Here is a 19,572-nt window from a genome sequence, read left to right as displayed (position 1 = left end):
TATGACGCCATACCGCGTATTGATCGCGGACGACCATCCGCTTGGGCGCAAAGCGATTCGCAGTCTGCTGGACGAAGATGATTGGTTCGACACGGTCGGCGAAGCTTCGGGAGGAGTCGAAGCGGTTGCCCTATGCGGCAATCTGCAGCCCGATCTCGTGCTGATGGATATCAACATGCCGGACATCAGCGGGCTGGAGGCGACACGACGCATTAAGCAGACGTACCCGCATATCCGCGTCGTGATGCTCACCGTCTCCGACCACGTAGCCGATCTGTTCACCGCGATCCAGTTCGGAGCGCAAGGGTATTTGCTCAAAAATATGGACCCGGACGACTGGATGCAATATTTGCACGCGCTGCTGGACGATAACTCGGAAGTGTCCCGCCAGATGGCGGACAAGCTGTTCCAGCATTTCCGGGGAGGGGCGAATCCGGTCTCGTCCGAGCCGGATGCGGCGGTGCTGACCCCGCGCGAGCGGGAGCTGGTCGCTTGCGTGGCGGCCGGCGAGACGAACCGGCAAATCGCGGAGCGGCTGGTCATCGCTGAGAATACGGTCAAAAACCACATTAAAAATATACTGGATAAACTAAGTCTGGAAAACCGGGTGCAGCTGACGGCCTACGCCGTAAGGCAAGGGCTGACACATATCGGTCATAAACGTGCCGAAAAATAGCCCGGTCGAGTCATTCTCACCCGTCCGCTTTTTGGGTACAGTAAGAAGTGCTGACAAACATGCGAGAGGGGTTGAAGCAAGATGAAGAAGACAGGGTCGCTGATCGCGGCGTGCCTGCTGGTGATGATGCTGTTTGCAGGCGTGGCCAACGCTCACGTAACCGTGCTGCCGAACGAGACGGCGCAAAATAAATATGAAGTATTTACAGTGCGGGTGCCGAACGAGAAAGAGATTGCGACGGTTAAGGTGGAAGTGAGATTTCCGGCAGGGGTAACCGTTTCGCGCTTCGAGCCGAAAGCGGGATGGAAATACGACCTGACCAAGGACGCATCCGGCAAGATTACGAGCGTCATCTGGACGGCTACGGGCGAAGGGCTTGGCGCTACCGAATTCGGCGATTTCAAAATGTCCGGCAAGGTGGAGAAGGATGCCAAAGATTTGTCCTGGAAAGCGTACCAAACCTACAAAGACAACAGCGTGGTCGAGTGGGTGGGAGCCGAAGGCTCCGACAAGCCGGCATCGGTGACGAAGGTGAAGGCCGCAGCGGCCGGAGCCGACTCGCACGGTCACGATACGGGAGCCGCTCCGGCGGAAGAGGCTGGAAGCACCGGCTCCGAATCGAAGCTGCCACTTTACTTGTCGATCGCGGCGGTCGTGCTGGGTGCTTTGTCGCTGCTTGTGTCGCTTACCCGGAAGGCGAAGTAAGTAAGAGGAGATTGTTTGAGGCGTAGAGTATGAGCAATAAAGTTGAGGCATAGAGCCCGTCCCAATAGCCCGTCCATCAAGCAGCGTTTGCTTGGGGACGGGTTTTTGGTCTGGTGCGGCGCCTATGGTGAGGTTGACGTGGAGGATGTGCCGGAAGTGCCGGAAGTGCTGGAAGTGCTGGATGAGTCGCCAACTGCAGTGTATATTCTTTTGGCGAAACAGCAGTTGTGACGCTTGAACAGATGGTAGCAATGAGTCATGTTCGGGATGCCTGGGGCTTTTTCTTTGGCTTGGGCCTGTAGAGCTGCGGTTTGGGGCTGGGCTCCGGTTTGGGGCTTGGGCCGGTTTGGTGCTTGTGCTCTGGTTCTGGCTTGGGTTCCGGTTTGGGCTTAGTTTTAGTTTTGGTTAGGAGACAGCTCCGGTTAGGGTTTGGTAACGGACATCACGGCAGCTTAGAAGCATAAAACAGTTGTTTTTTCAATTTAACGGTCATCAGGGCGCCTAAGGAGTAGATTATTCCACTCAAACGGGGATTTGAGCAGGCTTAGCGTCTCTTTTGTCCGTTAGCCAGGGAATCTTTCATTTCTTCTGTTCTAAGCTGCACGTATGTCCGTTAGTGGTCTTGGCATACGGTATTGTCGATGCCCATTGAGGCGAATAACGCTGCTCATGTTCGTCGTCTGCATAAGAATCGCCCTTGCGAGGATACTAAAAAGGATCTTTTTGGAAAGATCTTTTTTAGGTGACTTGCAGGAGGGATGATCTATGATCGATCGCAAACGGTTCGGGTCGGCTGTACGGCTGCTGTTCGCGGCTGTTATGATGATCGTCGTGTCATTGCCGGGAGCGATTCCGGCTTCGACGGGCGGGGCGGCTGCGTTGGCGGCGAGATATGCGGAGCTGCCCCGGGACGGGGAAGTTCCGCTAAAGGCGGCGTTTGTGCGGCAAGGCGATATATGGCTGCAGTCCGGCGAGCAGGAACGCCCACTGACGGAAGGCGAGCAGGCGCATCGGCCGCTTTGGTCGCCGGACGGGCAATGGCTGGCGTATACGTCCGGGGAGCGGACGATCCGGCTGCTTCACGTGGCGTCCGGCCAGCGAATCGAAGTTGGAGGCGGTGTGAACTATCAGTGGTCGCCGGTTGCCAACCTGCTTGCTTTTCAGGATGGAGAAGTGCTACAGGTGACGGATGTGAACAAAGCGGAGCAAGAGAAATTTCAAAATGCGGCGCTGGGCGTAGGCAATTACTCGTGGCTGCCGGAAGGCGGCGGATTTCTCGTCTCCACCAATGCTCAGCTACTGCCGGACGGCTGGTCGGATATTGCCATCTATGAAGTGCCGTTCGTGTACGGCGGAGAGATGCAGAAGGCGATGCCGTTAGTCCGCATTCCGAGCCAATCGAAATCGTTTTTCGCAGTAGGAACAGGGGAGTTTCAATGGTCGGCCGACCGGAAATGGATCTCGTTTATTGCCCAACCAACCGCTTCGTTGTCGGCTGACAGCAACACGTTGTGCGTCATGTTCCGGAACGGCAAGAAAATCATTCCGGCGGGTGACATGTTGAGGTACAACGATTGGATCGCTTGGTCGCCAAGCGGGGATACGCTTGCTTTCATCGCCGGCAGCGGACGCGATGCGACGACAGGCAAGAAGCTCACTATCAAACGCCCGCCATTTCGCAAACAGTCGGTTTATACGCCGCAAGGGTTAGCGGACCGCGATCCGGTATGGGAGGACAGCAAGTCCATCGTCGTCTCCCGGATTCAGGAGGGTGCGGGTGGAGGCTCGTCGCTTCAACCGGGTGCGCCGCAGCCGTTTCTGGCCCGAGTCGACGCGGAGAACGGTACGTCGGCTGTTCTTACATCCCCGCAAGGAACGAACGGCGATTACAATCCGGTCTATATCCCGTCTTCCCGGCATTTGTCGTGGATTCGGACGAACCGCGAGACGGCTTCGGTCTGGATCGGCGGGCCGGGCGGCTCCAGCGAGCGGGAATGGATCGGGCAGATGGACGTCGCGCCTGACTATTACGGCCATTTCGACTGGGCGGAGACGATCGATTGGTACGGGGATCGGTAGAGTGGTAAGCAGCGGCAAGTACGGCAAGTAGCTTTAAGTAGACGGTTGGCCCTGTTCTTGAAGGGACGGCCGTTTTTTTAGAAGGTAAGAGCGGTTCGTACCCCTTATTTTGTCCGAAAACCGGCTTGGACACGGAATAAGAGTGGTTTGGAGCTGCTAAAATCCACGAAAATGGTACACTCCCCATCTGTTGGCAGAAATAAAAGGTACAAATCGCCTCTATCCGCGTCTGACATCCCTATATGCCGAAAATAGACGGTGCTAGAGAGCCTGTCGATTCAATGTGTAGAAGTGTTAGCAGGCCGTTGCAAGTGAAAAGTTACCTTCTTCTGCTCAAACAGGTTGTCCGGAATCCCTTGATTGAATAAGGATTGTAAGGTAGGGGATTCCAGACAAAACTCGCCAGAAGGTAATCTTTTCCCTTTCCACTCGGTTGTCCACAATGAATCGACAGCCTCGCTAGAGACTCTTATTTTGTTAATAGCCCGTACGCATCTCGTTTCATCGAAGCAGAACACATCTGCTCACATGAACGCTTTTTACGGGCCGCATGACATCTCGAGTTTTTCCCTTTAGTCTGATCAACGGGCGACTAGTGCGAAGGAAAGCGCCTATTTCTCTCCACACAAAATGGCTTGCTCGTCAAGGATCGCCAGGCGATTTTCGTTGATACGGGTGTTTTCCCCGGACGTCCTCCTCACTTCCGATACCGTTCGGGCGTCGTGCCAACCGCGTTCATAAAGGCGCGATACAGCTGGCTGGCGCTTGAGAATCCAAGATACATCGCGATTTCGGTTACCGACATGGAGGTCGACCGCAGCTTGCGCTTCGCCTCTTCGATCCGGGTATGCATCACATATTGATAAGGAGACATGCCGGTCGCGGACTTGAACGAGCGGATAAAGTGGTAGCGGCTCTGAAGCGCGAGAGCAGCCAGATCGTCGACACTGATCCATGTCCGGAAGTGATCGTGAATATAGTCGAGCACACGGGTCATATACGGGTCGGAGACAATGAGACGGCGGTCCGGTCTTTCGCTGAGCGGATCGGACCTATCCCCGAAAACGCGGCTCAGGTAAGAAACGACGCTGCACTCGGTTTCCTGAACGGACAGCCGGTCCGAAGGATCTCGGGCCAGCAGCCGGCTCGTCCAATCGCGGAATTGGCCCAGTACGTCCTGCGGATCTACATAATGACGCGGCATCAGTTCGACCGGCCGGTTATTGTATTCGAGCCGGTCCGCCTGAAGCTGGATGATAATGACGCTGGAATCGCCGCCAATCCGAAAATGGTGGTTTTCCCGAGGATATTGGATCAGCGAGTTGCCCGAATCGAGCGAATAGCTCCGCTGCTCGTGAGTAAAATGGCAAGTGCCCTGAATCGGAATCGTAATCTGAATCTGCTCGTCGTGCGAGTGGGGATGGTTCGTAAATTCGTTTTCTATTCTCCACAATTCGAGTTCGTCCGTAGAGATTCGCATGTACATATCGATCACCTATGGACAGTATAGCAAAAGTTGCGGAATTACGGAGCACGAATCGCGGCGACAGCGGCGCCATCCAGCCTCTACTCTATAAGAGGTTGTTCAAAAAAGTCCACTTTTGATCACGAAGCAGATCAGGAAGCCTACTCGACATCGAATATGGAATTCAGCCGGAACTTCCGGTGCTCACGTAGCTTCCACTACGCTCCGCTCCTCATTTCCTTGCTTCATCCCATCTTCTCGGTGCTGAAAACCGGACTTTTTGAACTCGCACTATTAGTCATAGGAGAGGAGAGAACCAGATGAACCCGCAAACGCAAGTCCAGACACAAGTTCAAACGCAAGTCCAAGCGGCGGCGAAGCGGACCCGCACGTATTCGATGTACGCTTTGGTCGGGGTCAGTACGGCGCATTTGCTAAACGATGCGATGCAGACTGTCATTCCGGCCGGATTTCCACTGTTCCAGCAGCAGATGAATTTGAGCTTCAGCCAGATCGGATGGGTGGCGTTCGCCCTAAATGTGACTGCTTCGATTTTGCAGCCGCTGATCGGATATTACACGGACAAGAAACCGATGCCGATCCTACTCCCGGCGGGGATGGCCTTTTCCCTGCTGGGGATGATCGTCCTCGCCTATTCTACCGGAATGACCGCTTTGCTGCTGGCCGTAATCGCGATCGGAATCGGCTCATCCGTCCTGCATCCGGAGTCGTCCCGGGTTGCGCACCTCGCGGCAGGTAGAGGCAGAGGACTGGCGCAATCGGTGTTTCAAGTGGGGGGCAATACAGGGCAGGCGCTGGCGCCGCTGCTGGTTGCGCTCATTCTGGTCCCTGGTGGTCAGCGTGGTTTCTTATGGCTCGCGTTGTTCGCCGTAGCCGGTATGGCAATTCAGGTGGGGGTCAGCTGCTGGTACAGGCCAAGAGTAAGGGCGGAGCATCAAAACCGGGCGGATTCCGCCAAGTCCGGACAGAAGGAGATTGCGGAGACCGGAAACGTGCCGGGCAAAGTAAAAAGCGAAGTCACGCATCCGGGCGCAGTTACGTATGCGGAGCCAAGCCGCAGGACAGTGGCATTCGTGATCGGAGTGTTGCTCGTGCTGCTATTCTCCAAATTTGTCTATTTGGCCGGAATGAACGGTTACTACTCGTTTTATTATATGGAGCGGTACCAATTACCGCTGGAGCAGGCGCAAGTCTGTCTGTTCATCCTGCAATTCGCCGGGATGCTCGGAACGCTGCTGGGCGGTCCTCTAGCCGATAAAATCGGCCGAAAAACCGTCATCTGGTTTTCGATCTTCGGGACGGCGCCGTTCGCGCTGCTGCTCCCTTACGCGAGCCCGACAGTCGCCATGCTGCTATGCGTTCCGATCGGCCTGATCCTGATGTCCGGCTTCTCGGTCATTATTGTGTATGCGCAAGAGCTGCTGCCCGGTAAAGTCGGGACGGTAGCCGGTCTGTTCTTCGGTCTGTCCTTCGGCATGGCGGGAATTGGTTCCGTCGCTCTCGGGTGGATGGCCGACCTAACAAGTGTGACGCTCGTTACGAAGTTTTGTGCCTTCCTGCCTCTGCTGGGAGCCGTCGCCTACTTTCTGCCCAAGGACCGCAAGTTTCAGCCGGAGTAGCAGCGAGCCGGGGGAGAGAAGCCTGGAGCCCGACCAAAACCAAGAGCCAAAACCAAGAGCCAAAACCAAGAGCCAAAACCAAGAGCCAAAACCAAGAGCCAAAACCAAGAGCCAAAACCAAGAGCCAAAACCAAGAGCCAAAACCAAGAGCCAAAACCAAGAGCCAGAACCAAGAACCAAGAACCATAAACCCAAAAGCTCATGAGCTCAAGGGCTAAGATAACCAGAGTAAATCAACTATCTCGCTGCCAGCCCTACGGAGTCCCCGTCCTCTTCCGTCCGCTTTCCTTTGAGGGGAAACAGCGGGCGAGACAGGAAAAAGCCCAGGCGCAGCACGGCTATGAGCATAAAGCAGGCCCACAAAGGCATGGCAGCCAGCATCGCGCCTGCGATTAGAGGACCGGCCGCCATGCCGAGCTGCATGACCAGCTGGAAGTCGGAGAAGTAGGCCATCTCGGCTTTATGCTTCCCGGCTTCTTCCATCATCATCGTCTGCGTCGACACTTCACTTACCGCCAGCATAAAGCCCGTCCAAGCCTGCGCGGCGACAAGCAGCCAGTACCGGTCAATCAATCCGTACGGCAGTGCACACACAATCATTCCGAGCAAGGCGGCGCGATAGATGCCTACGGTGCCGAACCGTTCCATCAGACGGCGGACGAAGGGAAGCGAAACTGCCGAGAGGATGCCGGACGTGACGACGAAAAAAGCGATCTGCGAGTTGCTTAAATGCAAAATTTTGACGTGATAGATCGTGAACAGCGGAGGGGTCATAAAGATTCCCGCATTGTTAAGCGCCATCCACCAAATGTTGCGATCGCACTCCCGGAACAGCCGGATCGGCTGAAACTTGATTTTCGTTTTTTCTCTTGGCGCCAGACTGGCGATCAGCGACATCCCGGCAAAGGTAGACAAACAGCCGATCAGCATCGAGACGACGTAATTATATGGAAAGTAGGAATCGAAAGCATCCAGTGCAAAGCCGATTAGCAATCCTCCGGTCGTCGTAACGAACAGCGCAATCACCTTGATCCGGCTGAACAAGGCGGGAAACCGGTCCGGCTCGATGACGCGGCGCAGGATGGCCGGCTGCTGGGCGGAGGTGACGATGACGGATACGGCATTGATGCTCCAGAATACGAGCAGCACCGGGATCGGATTCGGCAGCAGGATGGAAAGCGCCATACAGATAAAAGCGAACTGACGGACGTAACCGCTCGTTAGAAACACCCCGCGCGTAACCGGCAGCTGGCGAGTCAGAAAAGCCAGCGACAACGCGCAAAACAAAGCCGGCAGCGAATTGGACAGCGCAATTTCGAAGTCGGAGGCTCCCAGACGTGCGATTAGCACGCCGAGAAAGGTGAAAAACGCGACGCTTTTAATATTTTGCAGCATCGCATCCAGGTAAATGCGGTTGGTCGCCTTCATAGGAATGTGTCCTTTCCGATTATGCTGGTTCCTTAAGGTGAATAAGGACAAGGATAAAGTAGCTTATAACCGTAAGTGTACTCCCGCCGGAGGTGAAAACATATGGACATCTCCCGCAAAAAACATGGACGATCTGATCACCCGGTATGACGAATATCGAGCCAGCCGTCCCAAAATACTCGAATCGCGAAGTACAGAAACAGCAGAGCGGACAAAACAGACAAAACGCGCATAAATCCCGATCCGACCCGGGAACCGGCTGCGCTGGCGATCCAGGCGAGCGAGAGGGACCAGAGGAGTCCGGCGGCGAAAAAACCGGAAACGAAAGCGATCAGTCCGGCGCCGCGTCCGATATTCATCCCGGAGACGATCGGTCCGGCTACGAGGGCAAACCAGGCGATCGCGGTCGGGGAGGCTAGCGTCAGTCCGGCGCCGGTCAGCCATAGCCCAAGCAGACTTCGGCTTTCGGATACAGGATGCGAGGGGCCGCCAGTGGGGAGCTGCTTCGGCTTCCGGCTGTCGCGCAGCATTTTGACCGTCAGCAGAAGCAGGACGATCGTGCCGACGATCCATAACGTCCGTTTGACCCACGTGATCTCGAAGATGACGCTGACGCCGATCAGAGCAAGCGTTATATAAAACAAGTCGCCGAAGCACGAGCCGAAACCGATCGCGAAGGAAGGGCGAAAGCCTTGTTCGATGCCGGTTTTTAGGATAGCGACATTCACGAGGCCGAGATCGAGGCATAACGATAACGAAAACAAGAAGCCTTGCAGAAACGGAATCCAAACGTTCATGGCAGTGGTGAAGCTCCTTTGCGGCATTTTGTCGAATCTGGATGATGAGCGTATTATACACGAAGAGAGGATGGGTGTAGAGGCATCATCGGTCAAGCGGTTCAAAGGGTACAGGTAACAGGTAACGGGCAAGCAGCCGGCCCCTCATCGGAAGAGAGACAGACGCTTGCCCGTCACCTGTACAGCCCGGAGGAACGAAGCGGTTAGTCGAAGTTGGCCAGCAGCCCCATGGACGATACGGGCAGCCCCGCCTTATGCAGATGGGCGACGCAGCCGAGACCGGTGCAGCGGGGGACCGCCCACAGCTCGCTTCGTTCCTCGAATAAAATCGTCGTCACCGAGCTGGGAGGAAGCCAGAACGAGCTCCACACGAGCGGAAAAGGGAGCTCCAGCAAATGGGACAGCCAAGTCAGCCCGAAGCCGAGATGGCAAAACACGGCGATCGATTCCCGGTTCGATTCCCGAATCCGGTAGCGGCCTTCTTCCCGTTCGTAGCCGTGACGCTGCAGAAAAGCGTCCGAGTCGCGCTGGAGTGAATCGTAAGATCCGGCGTACTCCCGGTAAGGAGCGCGTCCCGGCCACTTGTCGCCGTCGGGATACGGGGGAGCGGCGCGCACCGTTTCGCCCGGGATGTTCCAAGCCGCCAACGGCCGGCCTTGCGAATCCGGAGCCTGCCAGCTCAGCTCGCTCGTCCACGTCTCGATAACCGGCTCCAATCCGAGCAGATCGGCGGTGTACCGCATCGTGTGAACAGCCCGGTTGACGGGCGAGCAATAGATGCGGTCGACGCCGGTCTCCTTCAGATGGTGCGCGAGTGCCTGCGCTTCGAGATGTCCTGCCGCAGTAATCGTATGATTAGGGTAATCGGGCTCGGCGTGCCGGATCAAATAAATTTTCATGCTTCTCTCTCCCGTAGTATGGATTCTCTTTCTCTATATCGTTTGAGTTATAAGGAAAGGATATAGTTGCCCAAGTCGTGCGCATACCGGAGGCCGGAGTCGCGAATACCGTCAGGCAGATTGCGAATGCTGTTGTGCGTCTCGTACGTAAAATCCCCCTCGTAACCGACGCTTCTCAGCGCCTGAACCACTTCGGTCCAGTTTATGGTTCCTTGATACGGCAATATATGCTGGTCGCTTACCCCGTCATTATCCTGAATATGTGTAGCCTTCAGACGTGTGCCGAGGGTTCTGATTCCGGCCGTCTGACTGACCGACTGCCGGTGTCCGTGGCCGGTATCCCAGCAGGCGCCAGCCAGCGGATGATTGAGCGTGTCGATCAGCTCGGCCAGTTCCTCCGGCAGCGAGAAATACGAGCGGATATGGCGCCGGTCGGTCAAGTTTTCAAGAGCGATGCCTACGCCGGTCGCTTCCAAAAGGGGGATGAATTTCCGGTAAAAACCGACGTTGAACTCCAGCACGTCCCGGTACGCTTCGCCCTCCTCCCCGGTTACGTTCGTCGGGTGGAAGACGACCCAGGGCACGCCCAGTATAGCTGCGGTACGCAGCGACCTCTCGACCAGCTTCGTGTAATCGTCCAGGCCCAGATCGAGCGCAAGCTTCGCAAAGCAAGGTCCGTGCACCGGTCCGTGCATCTGGGTGAACCGGACGCCGTGAGCGTCCGCGCTGGCGCGGATGTCCCGCGCCCAAGCTTCCTCCTCCTGCGGACTCATCCGCAGCACATCCTTCTGGAAATCCCAATAGTTCATATCGAGCGAAGCGAATCCTGTCGCGGCGCACCTGCGGACCGCTTCCGGCCGCGAGACGCTGGCATCGAATACGTTAAGCGAAGTAGACACGTTCATTTTAGAACCCTCCCGGGACGTGTTTGATTATTGCTGGCTTTTGATGAATTGATTGATTTCTTCCTCGGCATCCCGCAGCATGGTGTTCAAATCCTTGTTGTCCGCCAGAAACTCTTTATAATGCTTCAGCGTAATTTCGCTTCCCTTGCTCTGGTATTTGGAGAAGGGGGGTGCGGAGGCGGGTTTGCTTTTGAAGATGCTGTTTAGCTTTTTGTCTTTCAGAGCCGGATTGTCGGCGCCGAACTCCTTGCGGATATCCGGATTGGTGAGCAGCGGGATGCGGCCGGTTTTGCGCGTGCTGATTTTCTGGTTGTCGTCCGAGAACAGCACCTCGAGCGCCTTCATCGCCGCTTGCTTGTGCCTGCTCATGCTTGTGACCGCGATGACGTGTAGATCGTACATGCCGAACACGTCCGGACTTTCCTTGTAGCTCGGAAACTGGGCGATATCCCAGTTCAGCCCTTCCGTCTTGGACAGCAGGTCGAGCAGGTTGACGCTGGCCAGCATCGCTTGCTTCTTTCTTTTATGAACTCGTTCGTCGAAAAATTCGGCGCATTGCCCGGGATCGAATAAATCATTTTGCCGAGGGTAAACGCTTTACGGTACGGTTCGCTGTTAACGGCAGCCGCGTTGGTTTTGGCGTCAACGGGGATCAGCGACAGCGGATACACCGGCCGTGTCCACGAATCCATTCCCAGCCCGCTGTATTGGATACCGCCGTCGATCCGGGTAAGCCGCTTCGCGAGCTGAACCACGTCGTCCCAGGTCATGCCGTCCTGAGGGTAAGCCGCTCCGAATTTATCGAAGAGGTCTTTGTTATAATAAAGGGCGTTAAATTGCATATTGTACGGTAAGCCGTACAGCTCTCCGTTGTCCCCCAGCGTCCGCAGCGTTTTCAGCGCATCCGGTTCGAACCGGGTGAGATCGAACTGCTCGCTTTTGGCCAGCGGCGTAATGTCCTCGAACAGGCCGAGCCCTTTATTCGGATTCATGTTGCCGTTCCAGATCGTAATCAGATCGATCTGCTCCTTGGAGGCGACGGCGTTTTCGAGCATCGTGGCATTGTGTTCGAGAAGTTCTACCGTGATATAGGGATACTTCTTCTTAACGGGCTCCGCTATGAGCAGGCGGAAATCATCGGCCGTCATCGGCTGATGGGTGAACAGCTTCAGCGTAAACGGGTCCGGATCTTTCCCCGGAGCCGGCTTGCCGGCCTTTCCGAAGCCCGCGCCGCCTCCGGACGAGCAGCCGGTCAGCCCAAGCACGCCTAGCGAAAGCGCTATCGCAACCGTATGGAACGTTTTCACAAGTGAACCCCTCCGATATAAGGATCGTACGTTTTCCCGCTTGGTTTCCATCTGTACACCGTGAATAAAAACAGATACGATAAAACATGACATACGTGCGACGGCCGTTATCTGAAGCATAGCCCGCTGCGTCGTTTTATGGAATATCACGAGGTAGTTTCTTTTTGGCATTTCGTAGGGGGAGCGCTTTCATAAGGGGGCAGACCGATGCAGGAGACCGCGGTGGAGTTCGTCGATTTATGGTTTTATAAGCCGGACGGCTTCGAAGAGCTTGGCGGCGTCTGGCCGGTACGGATCGGACATAACATTGCGAAGGACCATTACAGGAACGGCCCGCGGCAGACGCCGTACGGCAATATGCATTTTATCCGCGACGGTCGGGTGGAGCTTTTTTATGGAGGGAAGCAGGTCGTTCTCGGCAAGGGCGATATTTTCTGCAAATTCCCGAATACGATCTATTCGTATCAAATGGTGCCCGGCGACCGTCCGCTGCGGATGACCTGGGTGACCTTCGACGGCCATCAGGCCCGCGACATGCTGGTTATGACCGGATTTTCGGAGGAGCAGCCGTACCGGAGAGGGGCTCTCGACCCCGATATGGAAATCGTTCTGCGCCAAATGTTCGAGTGGTGCAAAGGCAACAGCCGCAAACACCGGATGACGATGTACAGCCTCATGTACAGCATCTTCAGCAAGCTGCTGCCGGAGCGGGATTACGAGCCGCAGCCGACGCACAACGACTGGGTGCGCAAAAGCCTCGACTTTATACACGCCTATTATGCGGAACGAATTACGGTGGAGGATGTGGCGAAGTACGTCCGTCTGCATCGCACGCATCTGTCCAAAATTTTCACGAAAGAAGTGGGCAAGCCGCCCTCCGACTATATCATTCAGATCCGGCTGGACAAAGGCAGGCAGCTGCTGCTTGAGAGCCCGCTATCCGTTACCGAGGTCGCCTTGTCGGTCGGGTATCCCGACATCTATTCCTTCACCCGGGCGTTCACCCGCAAATACGGCAGGTCGCCCAACGGCGTGCGCAAGCAGATGGCGGCGGGACCCGGCAAGGAGCCGGACAACCGGCTGGAGGCGGAGACGGATAACTGAAGGGGTGATTACGGAAGCTTCCCGGCTCTGACAGCTATTCGCCAAACAGGGCGGTAATTTCGCGGCAGTTACTCAGATGCGTTCAAGCAAAGTCATCCGGTCCGTTTGCCGCCGATTTGCCCGCTAACGGCTTCCCCGGGAGATCCCGCCTTGCAACTTTGTACGATATTGCATATAATACGAGTTAAATCTGTCTTTCCTTGTACAAGAGGCAAAGGCGGGCTATATGCAAATGCGACGACGGAGAAAAGTAAGCAGACGCCTTCTTACAGGGAGGGAGCGCCGGAGATTGAGAGTGCTCCTATGGAATCAGGCTGCCGAAGTTCGCTCCCGAGCAGTCCTTTGAAACCTTCCGCCAGACGGCGCGATTCGCGCACCGGATATAGGCGGACGGGCAAGTAGAGGGAACCGGTCCCGGGCCGTTAACCCGGCAAAGCGAAGACGACTTCGCCTTACGGAATCCGGCTGCTGCATGCGGCGGATGCGGGCATCTGCCGATTAGCGGATGATGCCGAAGCCGAACGGCTCGTCTTAACAAGGGTGGTACCGCGGCACTTTCGCCCCTTACAGGGATGAAGGTGCTTTTTGTGTTTTTACGAAAGTTTCCAAGTTTCCGATCGGCATCGTCCTCGTCCGGCTAACTATTGGCCAGTCCGAACCGAACTGCCGTACACGACCCTGAATCATGGATGACCGTGCGGGGTCTATAAGAAGGAGGAGCTACAATGAGAGAACGATTGCTTGCGCTGAAGACGGAAGCGCTGCAGGAGCTGGAGCGGGTGGAGAACGCCCAGCAGCTGAACGACCTCAGAGTCAAATATTTGGGGAAAAAGGGTCCGCTTACGGAAATTTTGCGGGGCATGGGCGCATTAAGCGCCGAGGAGCGTCCGGTTATCGGTCAAGTGGCCAACGAGGTGCGCGGCGCCATCGAGGAAGTAATCGAAGCGAAGCAAGCCGAATATGCGCAGGCCGAAACGGCCAACCGCCTGAAGGCGGAGATGGTTGACGTAACGCTGCCGGGCCGCCGCTCTGCCCACGGTGCGGTTCACCCGCTCAACAAGGTGATTCAGGAAATCGAGGACATTTTTATCGGCATGGGCTATTCGGTAGCCGAAGGTCCGCAGGTGGAGAAGGACTACTATAACTTCGAGGCTCTCAATCTGCCGAAAGATCATCCGGCGCGCGATATGCAGGATTCGTTTTATATTACTGACGAAATTTTGATGCGCACGCAGACGTCCCCGGTACAGATTCGTACGATGGAGAAACGCCAGGGCGCGGTGCCGATCAAAATCATCAGCCCGGGCCAGGTATACCGCCGCGACGACGACGATGCGACGCACTCGCATATGTTTACGCAAATCGAAGGGCTTGTGATCGACCGCCATATCCGGATGAGCGACCTGAAGGGTACGCTGCTCCAGTTCGTTCAGGAAATGTTCGGTCCGCAGACGCGCATCCGGATGCGTCCGAGCTTCTTCCCGTTCACCGAGCCTAGCGCCGAGGTCGACGTCTCCTGTATGATGTGCGGCGGCCACGGCTGCCGGACGTGCAAGAAGACCGGCTGGCTGGAAATTCTCGGTTCCGGCATGGTGCACCCGCGCGTGCTCGAGATGTCCGGTTACGATCCGAACGAATACAGCGGATTTGCTTTCGGCATGGGCGTTGAACGCATTGCGATGCTGAAGTATGGCGTGGACGATATCCGCCATTTCTATACGAACGATATCCGGTTCCTGAAGCAGTTTGTGCACATTTAACGAGAAGCCGAGAAAGGGAGTGAACGGGACGTGAAAGTCTCTTATCAATGGTTGTCCGAATACGTCGATCTGAAAGGGTATACCGCCTCGGAGCTGGCGGAGAAACTGACCCGCAGCGGGATCGAAGTCGATATCGTGGAAAATCGGAACAAAGGCGTCACGAACGTGGTCGTCGGTTATGTCAAAGCGCGGGAGAAACATCCCGACGCGGATAAGCTGAGCGTATGCACGGTCGACGCCGGACAGGGCGAAGATCTGCAAATCGTCTGCGGAGCCAAAAACGTAGCGGCCGGGCAAAAAGTTCCGGTAGCGCTCGTAGGCGCCGAGCTGCCGGGTGATCTGAAAATCAAAAGAGCCAAGCTGCGCGGCGTCGAATCGATGGGAATGATCTGTTCGGCCAAGGAGCTCGGCCTGAATGACAAGCTGCTGCCCAAAGAGCAGCAGGAAGGGATCCTCGTGCTGCCGGAAGATACGGCGGTCGGCAAGTCGATCCTGGAAGTGCTCGGCCTCGATGACGAAGTGATGGAACTGGATCTGACCCCGAACCGGTCCGACTGCCTGAGCATGATCGGCGCCGCTTACGAGATTGCGGCGATCCTCGGCCGCAACGTCGAGCTGCCGAAGGATGAGATCGGTCTCCATCCGTCCCAAACGAAGGCATCGGACCATCTGAGCATCGGTATTACGGCGGCTGAGCTGTGCAGCCGTTATGCGGCCAGGCGAATTGCCCGGGTGAAGGTCGGACCGTCCCCGCTATGGCTGCAAAACCGGCTGATGGCTGCAGGCATTCGTCCGATCAACAATATTGTGGACGTCACTAACTACGTGATGCTGGAGTACGGTCAGCCGCTACATGCGTTCGACGCGGATCTGCTGGAAGGCGGGCGCATCGATGTTCGTCTGGCTGGCGAAGGCGAGAAGCTCGTCACGCTGGATGATAACGAGCGGACGCTGGAGCCGCACATGCTGCTGATTACGGACGGTGTGAAACCGATCGCGCTTGCCGGCGTTATGGGCGGCGCCAATTCGGAAGTGTCGCGGGATACGACGACGATCGTGCTGGAATCGGCCAAGTTCGCGGGCGCGATCGTCCGCAAGACGTCCCGCCAGCTCGGACTCCGTTCGGAAGCGTCGCTGCGCTTCGAGAAGGAATCGAATCCGGAGGCCGTCATTCCGGCGCTGAACCGTGCCGCGTCGCTGATCGCCGAGCTGACCGGAGGCGAAGTGAACGAAGGGATCGTCGAAGCTGTAACGAAGGAAGCTGAGCCCGTATCGGTGCACATCACACTGGAGAAAATCAACCGTTACCTCGGCACGGAACTGGCGATGCTGGAAGTCAAAGTGATTTTGAACCGGCTTCATTTCAATTTCGAGGAGCCGGGAGCCGGAGAACTGAACGTCCGCATTCCGATGCGCCGCGGAGACATTACGAGAGATGTCGATCTGATCGAGGAAATCGCCCGTTTGTACGGGTATGACAACATTCCTTCGACTCCGATTATGGGCGCGACGACCCCGGGATCGCTGACCCGCGAGCAGTCGCTCCGCCGCGTCATTCGCCGATTGTTGACCGAAAGCGGGCTGCACGAGGTTATTACGTATACGTTCACGCATCCGGAGCCGATCGCAAAGTATAGCGGCATGTATCCGGAAGCGAAGCCGATCGCGCTGTCGATGCCGATGAGCGAGGAGCGCAGCGTGCTTCGGACGAGTCTCGTGCCTCACCTGCTGGACACGGCGGTGTATAACCGGAACCGCAACGTGGACGATGTGTCGATCTACGAGCTGGGCAACGTGTTCGTCACGTCCGAAGGACAACTGACGACGCTGCCGCAGGAGAAGCTGATGCTGGCGGCGATCTGGACCGGCCGGCGCGCTCCGGCGCACTGGGGGCATAAAGGCGACAAGGTTGATTTCTATGATATGAAGGGCGTATTCGAGAAGCTGACCGATTACCTCGGGTTGGAGTCGGTCGGTTACAAGAGTGCCGCTCCGGAAGGATTCCACCCTGGGCGGACGGCCGAGATCACGATCGGTGAAGGGGCGGGAGCCCGCGTCATCGGACGGATCGGACAGCTCCACCCGGAGCTGCAGCAGGCCAAAGATTTGGACGATACGTATGTGCTCGAGGTGGAAGTGGAGCCGCTGATGGAGCGTGCCGATTTCCGCATCGAATACAAGCCGTTGCCTAGAAATCCGGCGATCGGACGCGATATGGCGATCGTCGTAGATTCGGGCGTTGCAGTAGGCGATATCCGGCAAACCGTCGAAGCGGCTGCAGGCGCCTTGCTCGAATCGATCGACGTCTTCGATATTTATACAGGAGAGCGTCTCGGACAAGGGAAGAAAAGCGTGGCGTTCGCGCTTCTGTACCGTCATCCGGAGCGCACGCTGACCGATGAAGAGGTCGGAGAGCAGCACGGCAAAGTTGTAGCCGCTCTTGAACAAACATTCGGCGCAGAACTGCGCAAATAGAAGGAAATAAGACCGTTCACATCGAATGATATAAGCGATGGGGACGGTTTTTTCTTTTTCCGCCGCAACCCGTCAATTTTCGACATGATCCGTGAACCTGTATAGGTTGGAAAGGGTGTGCCTATTATGAGTACGGGCGATAAAATTAGAGTCACGGTCGATATATACGGAACAGAATATAAATTGATGGGCAGCTCCAGCAGCGGTTATGTCAAGAAGGTTGCCTCTTATGTAGACGAGCAGATGCACAATACGGCCAAAGTGTTTCCGCGATTGGATACGCCCCGGCTTGCCGTGCTGGCGGCTGTTAATATGGCGGACGATTTTTTTAAGCTCGAGTCGTCACTGGAGCAGGTTCAGCAGCAGATGGAAGGACTTCGGGGTGCCGATCAGCGGTGCGCGGAGCTGGAAGAGAAGCTTCGCCTGCTGGAGCAGTCGTTTGAGCAGGAGGCGAACAAGCTGCGGGAGCGCGAACGGGAGCTGGCGGCTGAAATCGGTCAGCTGCGCGGGCGTGCCGAACGAAGCGAGCGCGAGCTCGAGTCGGAGCGGCAGAGCAGACAGGCGGCTGAGCAGAAAGCGGCCGGGCGGATTGCGCAGCTTCAGGAAGAAAAGCAGCAGATGGAGGAAACGTTCCAGCTGAAGCAGACGTTGATGAAGGAGCAGGAAGAGCAGCTGCTGACCCAGATCGTAGCCGAACAGGAAGCGCACAAGCAGTCGGTTCAGGAGTTGAATGCGAAGGCGAAGCAGGCGCTCGATGCAGAGCGTCAGCAAAGCCGGGGCCAGCTCGAAGAGGAGCAGCGCAAAGCACGGAAGGCGCTGGAGGAAGAGCGCGCCAAGGCAGCGCAGAAGCTGGAGCAGACGCTTGCGGAAGAGAAGGGCAAGCGGGAGCAGGCGCTTGAGCAGCTGCGCCGTCAAGGCCAGCAGACGATCGAACAGGAGCGTCTTCAAGGCCAGCAGGCGCTTGAACAGGAACGGCAGAAAGCGGAGCAGTTGCTGCTTGACGAACGGCAGAAAGCAGCCCAGGCGCTCGAGGAGGAGCGCAAGAAGTCGCAGCAAACGCTGGAGGAGCAGCGCGGCAAGTGGCAGCAGACGCTGAAGCAGGAGGGCGAGAAGGCGCAGCAGTTGCTCGAAGCGGAGCGCCGGAAGCTGGAGCAGGAGCGCAAGCAAGTGCTGGAGGCTATGGAGGCCGCACGCAAGCAGTTCGAGCAGGAGCGTCAGCAGGTGCTGGAGGAACTGGAAGCGGAGCGGCTTAGCGCGGCGCAGTCGCTGGAGGAAGAGCGGAGCAAGTGGCAGCAGCAGCTAACGCAGGCGGACGAATTGTCGCTGCAAACGTTGGAAGCCGAACGTCAGAAAGCGGAGCAGGAGCGTCAAAAGGTGCTGGACGAGCTGGCGGCGGAACGGGAGAAAGCCGAACGCCAGCGTCAGAAGGCGGAGCAGGCGCTGCAGGAGGAACGCGCGAAGCGTGAGCAACTGGTAGCGGAGGAAGTGCGCAAAGGCGAGCAGGCGCTCGTCGAGGAGATGCTGCGCGCCGAAGAAGCGTTGGAGCAGGAGCGTTACCAGGCGGCAAAGTCGCTGGAGGAAGAGCGGAGCAAGTGGCAGCAGCAGCTAACGCAGGCGGACGAATTGTCGTTGCAGGCGCTGGAAGCGGAACGTCAGAAGGCGGAGCAGGAGCGTCAGCAGTTGCTTGAAGCGCTGGAGAACGAGCGCAAGCAGGCCGAGCAGCAGCGTCAGCAAGCTCTGCAATCGCTGGAAGCGGAGCGGCTTCAGGCGGAACAGGAGAAGCAACAGCTGCTGAAAGCGCTGGAGAACGAGAAGCTTAAATCGAAAGACGAACGTCAGCAAGCGTTGCAGACGCTGGAAGCGGAGCGTCGGAAATTCGCGAAGGAGCGCCAACAGGCCGAGCAATTGCTGGAAGCCGAGCGCCAGAAACAGGAGCAGCAGCGTTTGCAGGCAGAGCAAGCACTGAACGAAGAGCAGGCGAAGCGGGAGCAGCTGGTGGCGGAGGAAGTGCGCAAGGGCGAGCAGGCGTTAGTCGAAGAAATGGTTCGTGCCGAGGAGGTGCTGGAGCAGGAACGGGTGAAGGCGAAGCAGGCGCTGGAAGAAGAGCGGAGCAAGCGCGAGCAGGCTTTGCAGGCGCTGGAAATGGAGAGCTTGAAGGCGGAGCAGGAGCGTCAGAAGTTCGCACAGGAGCGCAGGCAGGCCGAACAATTGCTGGAAGCCGAGCGCCAGAAGCGAGAGCAGCAACGTTTACAGGCGGAGCAGGCGCTGCAGGAGGAGCTGGCGAAGCAGGAGCGTCAGAAGGCGGAGGAAGTGCGCAAGGTCGAAGAGGCGC

16 protein-coding genes are annotated in these 19,572 nt (G+C 56.9%); 9 read left to right on the top strand and 7 right to left on the bottom strand.

The features are described from left to right. Position 1 precedes the first annotated feature (1 nt). The 4 genes from PV433_RS33920 (at position 2) to PV433_RS33905 (ending at position 3,460) form a co-directional block, all read left to right on the top strand. Entirely contained in the window at positions 2-676 is a 675-nt protein-coding gene (locus PV433_RS33920; protein ID WP_332076363.1) for a response regulator transcription factor, read from the top strand. Between the two features lie 81 nt (positions 677-757). Next, positions 758-1,381 carry a YcnI family copper-binding membrane protein gene (locus PV433_RS33915; RefSeq protein WP_332076350.1) on the top strand — a complete coding sequence of 208 codons (624 nt, stop codon included), beginning with the start codon at positions 758-760 and terminating at the stop codon, positions 1,379-1,381. 42 nt (positions 1,382-1,423) lie between these two features. Then, positions 1,424-1,612 carry a hypothetical protein gene (locus PV433_RS33910; RefSeq protein WP_332076349.1) on the top strand — a complete coding sequence of 63 codons (189 nt, stop codon included), beginning with the start codon at positions 1,424-1,426 and terminating at the stop codon, positions 1,610-1,612. Positions 1,613-2,146: 534 nt separating this feature from the next. After that, entirely contained in the window at positions 2,147-3,460 is a 1,314-nt protein-coding gene (locus tag PV433_RS33905; RefSeq protein WP_332076348.1) for a TolB family protein, read from the top strand. Between the two features lie 697 nt (positions 3,461-4,157). On the opposite strand, the gene PV433_RS33900 is transcribed toward PV433_RS33905, so the two are convergent. Next, on the bottom strand, positions 4,158-4,946 hold the full coding sequence (locus PV433_RS33900) for an AraC family transcriptional regulator (RefSeq protein ID WP_332076347.1): 789 nt from the start codon (positions 4,944-4,946) through the stop codon (positions 4,158-4,160). A 299-nt stretch (positions 4,947-5,245) separates the two neighbouring features. Here PV433_RS33900 and PV433_RS33895 point away from each other — a divergent pair, with 299 nt between their 5' ends. Continuing rightward, positions 5,246-6,565: an MFS transporter gene (locus PV433_RS33895; protein ID WP_442951608.1), complete on the top strand. Its 1,320-nt coding sequence runs from the start codon at positions 5,246-5,248 to the stop codon at positions 6,563-6,565. Between the two features lie 237 nt (positions 6,566-6,802). Here the strand turns inward: PV433_RS33895 and PV433_RS33890 are convergent, their stop codons facing one another. The 6 genes from PV433_RS33890 to PV433_RS33865 all read right to left on the bottom strand — a co-directional run bounded on the left by PV433_RS33890 (position 6,803) and on the right by PV433_RS33865 (position 11,901). Next, positions 6,803-7,993, bottom strand: a complete 1,191-nt coding sequence (locus PV433_RS33890; protein WP_332076346.1) for an MFS transporter — start codon at positions 7,991-7,993, stop codon at positions 6,803-6,805. A 137-nt stretch (positions 7,994-8,130) separates the two neighbouring features. Next, a complete protein-coding gene (locus tag PV433_RS33885; RefSeq protein WP_332076345.1) occupies positions 8,131-8,790 on the bottom strand; it encodes a LysE family translocator in 660 nt (219 codons plus the stop codon). A 203-nt stretch (positions 8,791-8,993) separates the two neighbouring features. Next, on the bottom strand, positions 8,994-9,689 hold the full coding sequence (locus PV433_RS33880) for a histidine phosphatase family protein (protein ID WP_332076344.1): 696 nt from the start codon (positions 9,687-9,689) through the stop codon (positions 8,994-8,996). A 47-nt stretch (positions 9,690-9,736) separates the two neighbouring features. Continuing rightward, on the bottom strand, positions 9,737-10,594 hold the full coding sequence (locus PV433_RS33875) for a sugar phosphate isomerase/epimerase family protein (protein WP_332076343.1): 858 nt from the start codon (positions 10,592-10,594) through the stop codon (positions 9,737-9,739). Positions 10,595-10,621: 27 nt separating this feature from the next. Continuing rightward, on the bottom strand, positions 10,622-11,101 hold the full coding sequence (locus PV433_RS33870) for a hypothetical protein (RefSeq protein WP_332076342.1): 480 nt from the start codon (positions 11,099-11,101) through the stop codon (positions 10,622-10,624). Continuing rightward, positions 11,050-11,901, bottom strand: coding sequence for an ABC transporter substrate-binding protein (locus PV433_RS33865; RefSeq protein ID WP_332076341.1), 852 nt, complete (start codon positions 11,899-11,901; stop codon positions 11,050-11,052). Before PV433_RS33865 ends, PV433_RS33870 begins: the two co-directional genes overlap by 52 nt. Before the next feature lie 207 nt (positions 11,902-12,108). Between PV433_RS33865 and PV433_RS33860 the strand changes: the two genes are divergently transcribed. The 4 genes from PV433_RS33860 to PV433_RS33845 all read left to right on the top strand — a co-directional run. Further along, positions 12,109-13,005, top strand: coding sequence for an AraC family transcriptional regulator (locus tag PV433_RS33860; protein WP_332076340.1), 897 nt, complete (start codon positions 12,109-12,111; stop codon positions 13,003-13,005). 725 nt (positions 13,006-13,730) lie between these two features. Next, a complete protein-coding gene (gene pheS / locus PV433_RS33855; RefSeq protein WP_332076339.1) occupies positions 13,731-14,765 on the top strand; it encodes a phenylalanine--tRNA ligase subunit alpha in 1,035 nt (344 codons plus the stop codon). Between the two features lie 30 nt (positions 14,766-14,795). Continuing rightward, positions 14,796-17,240, top strand: coding sequence for a phenylalanine--tRNA ligase subunit beta (gene pheT, locus PV433_RS33850; RefSeq protein ID WP_332076338.1), 2,445 nt, complete (start codon positions 14,796-14,798; stop codon positions 17,238-17,240). 126 nt (positions 17,241-17,366) lie between these two features. Beyond that, on the top strand, positions 17,367-19,572 hold a 2,206-nt coding region (locus PV433_RS33845; protein WP_332076337.1), incomplete at its 3' end, for a hypothetical protein.

Source organism: Paenibacillus sp. GYB004, assembly GCF_036577605.1.
Classification (GTDB): domain Bacteria; phylum Bacillota; class Bacilli; order Paenibacillales; family NBRC-103111; genus Paenibacillus_AB; species Paenibacillus_AB oceani.
This window is presented reverse-complemented; position numbering and strand designations above follow the sequence as displayed.

Excerpts from the sequence above, each read along its gene's own strand:
- PV433_RS33920 (WP_332076363.1), top strand. The coding sequence starts at position 2 with ATGACGCCATACCGCGTATTGATCGCGGACGACCATCCGCTTGGGCGC.
- PV433_RS33915 (WP_332076350.1), top strand. The coding sequence starts at position 758 with ATGAAGAAGACAGGGTCGCTGATCGCGGCGTGCCTGCTGGTGATGATG.
- PV433_RS33905 (WP_332076348.1), top strand. The coding sequence starts at position 2,147 with ATGATCGATCGCAAACGGTTCGGGTCGGCTGTACGGCTGCTGTTCGCG.
- PV433_RS33900 (WP_332076347.1), bottom strand. The coding sequence starts at position 4,946 with ATGTACATGCGAATCTCTACGGACGAACTCGAATTGTGGAGAATAGAA.
- PV433_RS33895 (WP_442951608.1), top strand. The coding sequence starts at position 5,246 with ATGAACCCGCAAACGCAAGTCCAGACACAAGTTCAAACGCAAGTCCAA.
- PV433_RS33890 (WP_332076346.1), bottom strand. The coding sequence starts at position 7,993 with ATGAAGGCGACCAACCGCATTTACCTGGATGCGATGCTGCAAAATATT.
- PV433_RS33885 (WP_332076345.1), bottom strand. The coding sequence starts at position 8,790 with ATGAACGTTTGGATTCCGTTTCTGCAAGGCTTCTTGTTTTCGTTATCG.
- PV433_RS33880 (WP_332076344.1), bottom strand. The coding sequence starts at position 9,689 with ATGAAAATTTATTTGATCCGGCACGCCGAGCCCGATTACCCTAATCAT.
- PV433_RS33875 (WP_332076343.1), bottom strand. The coding sequence starts at position 10,594 with ATGAACGTGTCTACTTCGCTTAACGTATTCGATGCCAGCGTCTCGCGG.
- PV433_RS33870 (WP_332076342.1), bottom strand. The coding sequence starts at position 11,101 with ATGCTGGCCAGCGTCAACCTGCTCGACCTGCTGTCCAAGACGGAAGGG.
- PV433_RS33860 (WP_332076340.1), top strand. The coding sequence starts at position 12,109 with ATGCAGGAGACCGCGGTGGAGTTCGTCGATTTATGGTTTTATAAGCCG.
- pheS (WP_332076339.1), top strand. The coding sequence starts at position 13,731 with ATGAGAGAACGATTGCTTGCGCTGAAGACGGAAGCGCTGCAGGAGCTG.